We start from the raw sequence: 8,191 nt of genomic DNA, 5'->3' as shown, positions 1-8,191 counted from the left end.
GTCGTCGGCTGGATCGCGGGCGCGCTGCTCGCGCTCGCCGACGGCCTGGTCTGGGCCGAACTCGGCGCCTCGCTCCCCGGCGCCGGCGGTACCTACGTCTACCTGCGCGAAGCCTTCCAGTACCGCAGCGGGCGGCTGATGCCGTTCCTGTTCGTGTGGACGGCGATGCTGTTCATCCCGCTGATCATGTCGACCGGCGTCCAGGGTCTGGTGCAGTACCTCTCCTACCTGTGGCCGGGCATGACGACCGGCCAGGGCGACATCGTCGGCGTCGCGGTCCTCGCCCTGGTGGTGCTGCTGCTGTGGCGCAAGGTCGAGAACATCGGCCGGGCCACCGTCGTGCTCTGGGGCGTGATGATCGTCTCGGTCGGCGCGGTGATCCTCGCCTCCTTCACCGACTTCCACCCGTCGATGGCCTTCACCTGGCCCGCTCACGCGATCGAGCTGACCCACGGCCAGTTCTGGATCGGCTTCGCCGCCGGTCTGACCATCGGGATCTACGACTACCTCGGCTACAACACCGCCTCCTACCTCGGGGCCGAGATCAAGAACCCGGGCCGGGTCATGCCGCGCGCGATCATCCTCTCGATCGTCGCCATCATGGGCATCTACCTGCTGATGCAGATCGGCGTCCTCGGCGTGATCCACTGGCAGGACATGCTCGACCCCGACAGCGTCGCCTCCACCTCGGTCGCCTCCGCGGTCCTGGAGCAGACCTGGGGCAAGGGCGCCGCCGACACGGTGACCGTGCTCATCCTGATCACCGCCTTCGCCTCCGTCTGCGCCGGTCTGCTCGGCGGCTCCCGCGTCCCCTACGACGCGGCCCGCGACGGGATGTTCTTCCGCGCCTTCGGCAGGCTCCACCCCGAGCACGGGTTCCCGGTCGTCGGCCTGCTCTCGATGGGCGCGATCACCGCCGGCGGCTTCCTGTTCGCCCGGCACATCGGCAACGTCGCCGCACACCCGCCGCTGACCGTCCTGATCACCCTGCTCACCAGCGTCATGGTGATCGTGCAGGCGCTCGCCCAGATCGCCGCCGTGATCGTGCTCCGCAAGCGGCAGCCCGACCTGGCCCGCCCGTACCGGATGCTGCTGTACCCGCTGCCGGCCGTCGTCGCCGCGATCGGCTGGACGGTCATCTACGGCTACGCGGACAAGGCCAACCCCGGTGTTCACCCCGTCGAATGGTCGCTGGCCTGGGTCGCCCTCGGCTGCGTCGCCTTCCTGATCTGGTCCAGGGCCGAGGGCGCCTGGCCGTTCGGCCCCAAGGAGATCCGCGAGGAGTTCCTGGCGGACCGGGCCACCGAGGCGGAAGCCGCGCGGGCCGGGTAGCCGCCCGGACCCTTCCCCCCGACCGCCGGCCGGCGGGTGGGCGGCGCCGCACCGCCTCCCGACCGCCGGCCGGCCACCACCCGGCCACCACCCGAGGACGCTCTCTTGACCACCGACCCCGCCGTCCGCCCGGACCCCGTCCCGCGCGCCCACCCGCGCCCCTGCCCCGACGGAGCCGTCATCGGCATCGACTTCGGCGGCACCAAGACCGAGGTCGCGCTCGCCGACTCCACCGGCACCCCCGTGCGGCGGATCCGCTTCGCCACCCGGCCCGAGCAGGGGCCCGACCGGGTCCTCGCCCGCGCCGGTGCGGCGGCCCGTGAACTCACCGAGCACGCCCGGTCCGTGCTCGGCATGGCGGTGGTCGCCCACGCCGCGGTCAGCCCGGGCGTCATCCGACCGGACCGGATCCTGCTCACCCCGAACCTGCCCGGCTGGGAGACCCTCGCCCTCGCCGACCGCCTGGCGCTCGAACTCGACGTGGACAGCGTCGCGGTGGCCAACGACGTCCGCGCCGGGGCCCTCGCGGAGCTGCGCCGGGGCGCCCTGCGCGGCGCCGACCCCGGCGTCTACCTCAGCCTCGGCACCGGCGTCGCCGCCGCGCTCACCGTCGGTGGCCGGGTGCTCGACGGCGCGCACCAGGCGGCCGGCGAGATCGCCTACCTGGACCCCGGCCGGTCGCCCGGCGTGCCCGGCCCGCCCGCCGCCGCCTTCGCCGACGGGCACGCGCCGCTGGAGGAACTGGTCGGCGGCAAGGCCCTCGGCGAGCGCAGCGCCGCCGCACTGGGCGAGGAACTCACCGCCGACCGCCTGTTCACCAGCCCCGACCCGGCTGCCCGGCGGATCGCCCGGGAGGCGCTCGACACGCTCGCGACGGCCGTCGCCAACATCGCGGTGCTGCTGGACCCGGAGCGGGTCGTGGTCGGCGGCGGCATGATGGCCGCCGGAGCGGTGATCCTGCCCGCCCTCACCGAGCGACTGGACCGCGCCGTCCCCTTCCCGCCGGCCGTCCTCCCGGCACGCTTCACCGCCGACGCCTCCCTCCACGGGGCGATCACCCTGGCCCTCGACCACCGGTGCGGCCCCGCGGGTTGTTGAGGCCGGACCGGAACGGGAACCGGGGTGGGTGCGTCGACGGCGGCCGGACTCCGTGTCACCGGTCGGACGCCACCGGCCCCGGTCCGGGCCGGTGGGCAGAGGAGGAAGGGCTCGGGATCACCGTCCCCGGTCAGGGCGTCCCCGGTCAGGGCGGCGTCGGTCAGGACGGCTCCGGGGCGGGAGCCTCGGCAGGTTCGGTCGCGTAGCGGTGCATCAGCCGGAGCTGCGCCTCCGGTGTCACGGCCTCGCTGCCGGCGTGGAGGTCCCGCAGCTCCCGGAAGTACCGGACGTACGGGTCGGGGGTGAAGGTGCTGAGCATGACGGCCGGTTCGTCGCGGACGTTGGCGAAGGTGTGCGGTGCCCCCGGCGGGACGACGACCAGGGTGCCCGCGACCGCGTCGTGCTCCTCGGCCCCGACGGTGAACCGCACCGAGCCGGAGACGATGTAGAAGCCCTCGTCGTGCCCGGCGTGGCGGTGCTGCGGCGGGCCCGGTGTGTGCGGGGCGATGACGGACTCGGCGATGCCCAGGCGGTGTCCGGTGGTGCCGCCGTCCTCCAGGATCCGCATCCGGGTGGTGCCGAGCAGGACGGTCTCGCCCTCGCCCGGGCCGACCACGGACACGGTGGGGGCGGCCGTTGTTGCGGCAGGCGCGGCAGGGGCGGTGGTGGGTGTGCCGGCGTTCGGTGTTTCGGTCATGCCTCGATTCCACCGCCGGGGCGGGCCGTCCGTCCAAGACCCGTTCTGTGGCGGCCGATACCGCGCGGGTATCGTTGCGGGTATGGAGCTGCGGACGCTGCGCTATTTCGTCGCGGTCGGCGAGGAACTCCACTTCGGCCGGGCCGCCGCCAGGCTGCACATGAGCCAGCCGCCGCTGAGCCGTGCGATCCGGCAGTTGGAGAGCGAGCTCGGAGCCGTCCTGCTGAACCGCTCGGCCACCGGGACCACGCTCACCCCGGCCGGGGAGGCACTGCTGACGGAAGCGCGGGAACTGCTCGACCGGGCCGAGCGGGCCCGCGCCCGGGTCACCGCGGCCGCCGGGCCGGCGTCGCTGACCGTCGGCATCCTGGCCGACAGCTCCGACCTGGGGGTGAACCGGCTGGCCGCCGCCTACCGGCAGAAGTTCCCCGAGGTGGAGGTCCGCGTCCGCGAGGCCGACCTGACCGACCCGACCTGCGGGCTGCGCGCCGGCCTGGTCGACGTCGCGCTGACCCGCGGCCCGTTCGAGGAGACCGGCCTGGCCGTGCGCGAACTGCGGGTCGACCCGGTGGGGGCGGTGCTGCGCGCCGACGATCCGCTGGCCGGTCGTGCGCGGCTGCGGCTGGCCGACCTGGCCGACCGGCGGTGGTTCCAGTTCCCGGAGGGCACCGATCCGCTCTGGCAGGCGTACTGGAACGGCGGTGAGCGACGGCAGGGTCCGGTCGTCCGCGCCGTCCAGGAGTGCCGGCACGCGGTGCTCTGGAACGGCACGGTCGGGATGGCCCCGCTCGGGCACGAGCCGCCCGCCGGACTGGCCGTCGTGCCGGTGGCCGACATGCCGCCGAGCCGGGTGGTGGCGGTCTGGAACACGGGGGACCCGAATCCGCTGGTCCGCTCCTTCGTGCGCACCGCCGCCGCCGTGTACGGGGCCTGACCGTCCGTCGGCGGGCGGTCGTCCAGCGGCTCGGCAGGTCCTCGACGGTTCGTCGGCGGGCCGTCGACAGTTCATTGGCGGGCTCTCGGCAGTTCGTCGGAGGGCCGGATTTCCGGATTAGCGGATTGTTGAATTCTGTTGCACCGGCGAATCAGTGACGGATCGTCATGCTCCCGGTGCGGAACGTTCCGGGGTCGAACGGGGTGGCGGTAAAGGACTTCCAAAGGAGATGTGACATGTGCCATGGTACTGATCACCGCTCCCCACCGGTCACGACGGAGCCCTGTCAAGGCACCGTCGCCCTTTGGTCCTCACCCCCACCGGTCGCGTCCCCAACGCGACCGAACCATGGCCCGGAGGCCCCCACGTGAGAACCGCACGTCTGTCGCACCTTCGGCAGTTGGCAAGACTATTGACGCTCGCGCTCTCCCTGGTCCTGACGATCGGTCTGTTCGCCCCACTCGGGCAGGCCGCACCCGTCGCCGCGTCCCCCGTCGCCGTACCGCCGGCCACCCGGGACGCCGCAGGAGCCCACACGGCTCCCTCCGACGAGCTCCCGCCGCCCGGCGTCGAGCAGGTCGAACAGTCCGACAACGCCGCCGCGGTACCCGCCGAGCACAACGGGGCCCTCAGCTCCGCCGACATCGGGCCCCGCCACGACTTCGCCCCTGGCGCACCCAGCAGCCGGCGGCCAAGCCGTCCGGCCGGGGCGCGGCCACCGGTGAGGTGACCGCCGAGGACTCGGGCGAGGCGGTGGCGTGCAACCCGACCGACTTCGGGCGGACCGGCGCGGAACTGATCAAGCTCATCAAGTCCGTGGACATGAACTGCGTCGACAGCCTGTTCCGGATCGAACCCCGCTACGCGGCCGCGGCCTTCCGCGAGTCCCAGATGCTCACGGTCACCGACGCGGTGCGCGCGGCCGCCGTCGCCTACCAGGGCAACAACAGCGGCTCCATCCAGCAGCTGATGTACTACCTGCAGGCCGGCTATGCCGTGCAGTGGGTCAACAAGGCAGCGGTCGGCAGCTACGACCGGCTCCCGGCCGCGATCTACACCGGCGTGCAGGCCTTCTTCGCCAACCCGCACGCGCTGGAGGCCACCGCCGAGAACGCCGGCCCGCTGATGAACGCCGCCACGCTGGCCGACGTCCCCCGCGAGCCGCTCGCCTACCTGCCGATCGTCAAGCGCCTGCTCACCGCCTACAACGGCGGCGCGTGGGACAAGAACAACCTGATGTGGTCGCTCAACCCGGCGTTCCTGGTGCTCTACCGGGGCGTCCGGAGCGAGGACCCGGCGTTCCGCGCGGCGCTCCAGGCCGACCCGGCCCTGATCGACGCGGTGGCCGCCTTCGCCAACCGGGCCCTCGTGCACGCCGGCGGCCCCTACGACCCGGTGCTCACCAACTCGGTCAAGGAGTTGAGCCGGTTCATGTCCTTCCCCGAGTTCCGGCCCAGGGTGCGGCCGTACCTCCAGGCGCTCACCGCGAAGTTCGAGGTCACCGGCCCCACCCGGAACCAGCGCGCGGAGGCCGCGATCGGCGTGCGCAGCTACGACAAGGAGAACTGCGCCCTCTACGGCACCTGCCAGGACGCGGAGCGCTTCAGGACCGCCTACCTGACCAACATCAAGCAGTGCAGCCCGAGCATCCGCATCCTCGCCGAGGCCATGACCCAGGCCCAGCTGGACGCCACCTGCACCAGCCTCAACGGCCAGGACGCCTACTTCCACGCCGTGGCGCGGGACAGCGGCCCGGTCGCGGACGACCTCAACAGCGCCATCGAGGTCATCGTCTTCGACGACTCGCCCGAGTACAAGGCGCTCTCCCCGGTGATGTTCGACAACGCCACCGACAACGGCGGCATGTACCTGGAGGGTGACCCGGCCAAGGCCGGCAACCAGGCGCGGTTCGTCGCCTACGAGAAGTCCTGGGCGCGCCCCGACTTCGAGGTCTGGAACCTCAACCACGAGTACACCCACTACCTCGACGCCCGCTTCAACATGTACGGCAAGTTCGAGCTGGCCGACCCCACCCCCGTGGTGTGGTGGACCGAGGGCTTCGCCGAGGTCGTCGCCGACTCCTACGTCAACGTCGTGAACACCAAGGCCATCGAGCAGGCCGCCCGGCACACCTACCGGCTGAGCGACCTCTTCGACACCTACTACGGCGACGAGGACCGGACCTACCGCTGGGGCTACCTCGCCGTCCGCTACATGCTGGAGCGCCACCGGCCCGACGTGGACACCCTGCTCGCCCTGTACCGCAAGGGCGACTGGGCCGGCTCCCGCACCCTCCTCAAGTCGACCATCGGCACCCGCTACGACGCCGACTTCGACGCCTGGCTGACCTCCTGCGCGGGCGGCGAGTGCAAGAACACCCCGAGCTTCCCCAGGCTCACCGAGTGCGCGGGCGGTGACCTCCGCAAGCTCGACCGCAACTGCGGCCGGAGCAACCTGGCGGCGACCACCGGCAACTACGCGCACTTCTACCTCTCGGTGCCGGCGGGCACCCGCCAGATCCGGGTCACCACCAGCGGCGGCACCGGCAACGGCGAGCTCTACTACAACCCGTACGGCTGGGCCTACACCAACGCGTACAGCACCCGCTCGGCGGGCCCGGACAACTCCGAGTCCCTCACCATCACCAACCCCCCGGCGGGCTACGTCTTCTTCAGCCTGTACGCCCAGCAGGGCTTCAGCGGGGTGAGCGTCACCAGCGAGTTCTGATCCCGTCCCGGCCGGGCGCCCCGCGCGCCCCGGTACGGACCCAGTTCGGACCCAGTACGGAACCGCCCCGGCAGCCGGCCGGGGCGGTTCCGTCCGGTTCGGCGGCGTCGGTGTCGTCCTGGTGGTCGTCGTGGTGATGGTGGTGGGCCGGGCAGGTGCTCAGCCGTCGATCCGGTGCTCCCGCCAGAACGGGGCGAGGTCGACGGGGGACACCCCCTGGGCGGCGGCCTTGAACGCGGCGGTGGTCGAGACGCCGTACCAGTGGGCGCGGGCGTAGTCGCGCAGCAGGGCGGCCATCGTGTCCTCGCCCAGCAGTCGGCGCAGCTCGTGCAGGGCGCAGGAGCCGTGGTCGTAGACGACCGCTTCGTACCGGTCGGGGTGCGCGTCCCAGTGGCTCATGGGCGAGGTCAGCCGCTCGTCCTCGGACGCCCAGCGCGCGGCCGCCGCGCAGTTCTCGTCGGCCCCGCCGAGGACGAGGTCGGTCGCGTACTCGCTGAAGGACTCGTCCAGCCAGGGCGCGCGGTACTGGTCGTCGCCGACGATGCCGTACCACCACTGGTGCGCCAGCTCGTGGACCAGCGCCGAGGGCTTGACCCGGTCGAGGACGAAGCCCGGGTACTCCATGCCGCTGAACCAGAAGGCGTTGTCGAGGACGACGGCCAACTCGCCGTACGGGTAGGCGCCGAAGCGGGCGGAGTGCGCGTCGATCGCCCCGCTCGCGACGTCCAGCATCCGGCGCGCGTCCTCGGCGGTGACGTCGGGGGTCGCGAACACACCGATCCGTACGCCGTCCGCCGACCGGCCCGTGAGCCGGGTGAACGGACCGGCCGCCCAGGCGAAGTCACGGACCCGGCGGGCGGTGACGGTGGTGAGGGTCCGGCCCGGACCGCCGGGCGCCTCCACGGCGCTGCCGGTGGCGGGGACCAGCAGGCCGGAGGGGTGGTCCAGGGTGACCGAGTAGTCGGCCGCGAGGGAGTAGAAGGACTCGCCGTTGCCGGTGTACGGATCGAGGTGCCAGCCGTCACCGTCCAGGACGGCGAGCGTCGGCAGGGCGTTGCCGAGGATGTTGTACGCGCCGTCGCGCCCGAAGCGGTCGAGGCCCTCCGGGACGTCGACGGACAGCTCGAAGTCCAGGGTGCCGGACTCGCCCTGCCGCAACGGCCGGGGCAGTGGCACCCGCAGCGTGGTGCAGTCCGCCGTGGCCGTGGCCGTGCCCGTGGCCGTGCCCGCGATACCCGTCAGCCTGACGGCGGGCGCCGCGCACCCGCCGCGGGCGTTCCCCCAGAGCCGCAGGTACACGGCGGACAGCGGTTCCGGCGCGACCTGGGTGAAGCTCACCCGCTGGTGCCCCCGCCAGGCGGCACCGGTCGCGTCGCTGCGCAGCGTCACGGTGTGGGTGACGG

The 8,191-nt window shown here is 72.7% G+C and carries 7 protein-coding genes; 5 read left to right on the top strand and 2 right to left on the bottom strand.

The annotated features are described in order from the left end of the window. The coding region (locus VR45_RS33470; protein WP_045943662.1) for an APC family permease at nucleotides 1-1,332 on the top strand (1,332 nt) is incomplete at its 5' end. Nucleotides 1,333-1,437: 105 nt separating this feature from the next. Further along, entirely contained in the window at nucleotides 1,438-2,430 is a 993-nt protein-coding gene (locus VR45_RS33465; RefSeq protein WP_078897084.1) for an ROK family protein, read from the top strand. 160 nt (nucleotides 2,431-2,590) lie between these two features. Here the strand turns inward: VR45_RS33465 and VR45_RS33460 are convergent, their stop codons facing one another. Continuing rightward, nucleotides 2,591-3,127 carry a cupin domain-containing protein gene (locus VR45_RS33460; RefSeq protein WP_045943661.1) on the bottom strand — a complete coding sequence of 179 codons (537 nt, stop codon included), beginning with the start codon at nucleotides 3,125-3,127 and terminating at the stop codon, nucleotides 2,591-2,593. 82 nt (nucleotides 3,128-3,209) lie between these two features. On the opposite strand from VR45_RS33460, the gene VR45_RS33455 reads away from it, so the two are divergent. The 3 genes from VR45_RS33455 to VR45_RS33450 all read left to right on the top strand — a co-directional run bounded on the left by VR45_RS33455 (nucleotide 3,210) and on the right by VR45_RS33450 (nucleotide 6,788). Then, complete coding sequence (locus VR45_RS33455) at nucleotides 3,210-4,061, top strand: LysR family transcriptional regulator (protein WP_045943660.1); 852 nt, start codon at nucleotides 3,210-3,212, stop codon at nucleotides 4,059-4,061. A gap of 400 nt (nucleotides 4,062-4,461) precedes the next feature. Further along, nucleotides 4,462-4,791, top strand: a complete 330-nt coding sequence (locus tag VR45_RS46185; RefSeq protein ID WP_159394447.1) for a hypothetical protein — start codon at nucleotides 4,462-4,464, stop codon at nucleotides 4,789-4,791. Next, on the top strand, nucleotides 4,788-6,788 hold the full coding sequence (locus VR45_RS33450) for a M9 family metallopeptidase (RefSeq protein WP_052709571.1): 2,001 nt from the start codon (nucleotides 4,788-4,790) through the stop codon (nucleotides 6,786-6,788). Before VR45_RS46185 ends, VR45_RS33450 begins: the two co-directional genes overlap by 4 nt. A gap of 159 nt (nucleotides 6,789-6,947) precedes the next feature. Here the strand turns inward: VR45_RS33450 and VR45_RS33445 are convergent. Continuing rightward, nucleotides 6,948-8,191 (bottom strand): M1 family metallopeptidase (locus VR45_RS33445; protein ID WP_045943659.1); only part of this gene is annotated, 1,244 nt, incomplete at its 5' end.

Source organism: Streptomyces sp. NRRL S-495 (assembly GCF_000966955.1).
GTDB classification, from domain to species: Bacteria; Actinomycetota; Actinomycetes; order Streptomycetales; family Streptomycetaceae; genus Kitasatospora; species Kitasatospora purpeofusca.
The sequence above is the reverse complement of the archived record's forward strand: the minus strand, read 5'-3'. Positions and strand labels throughout refer to the sequence as shown.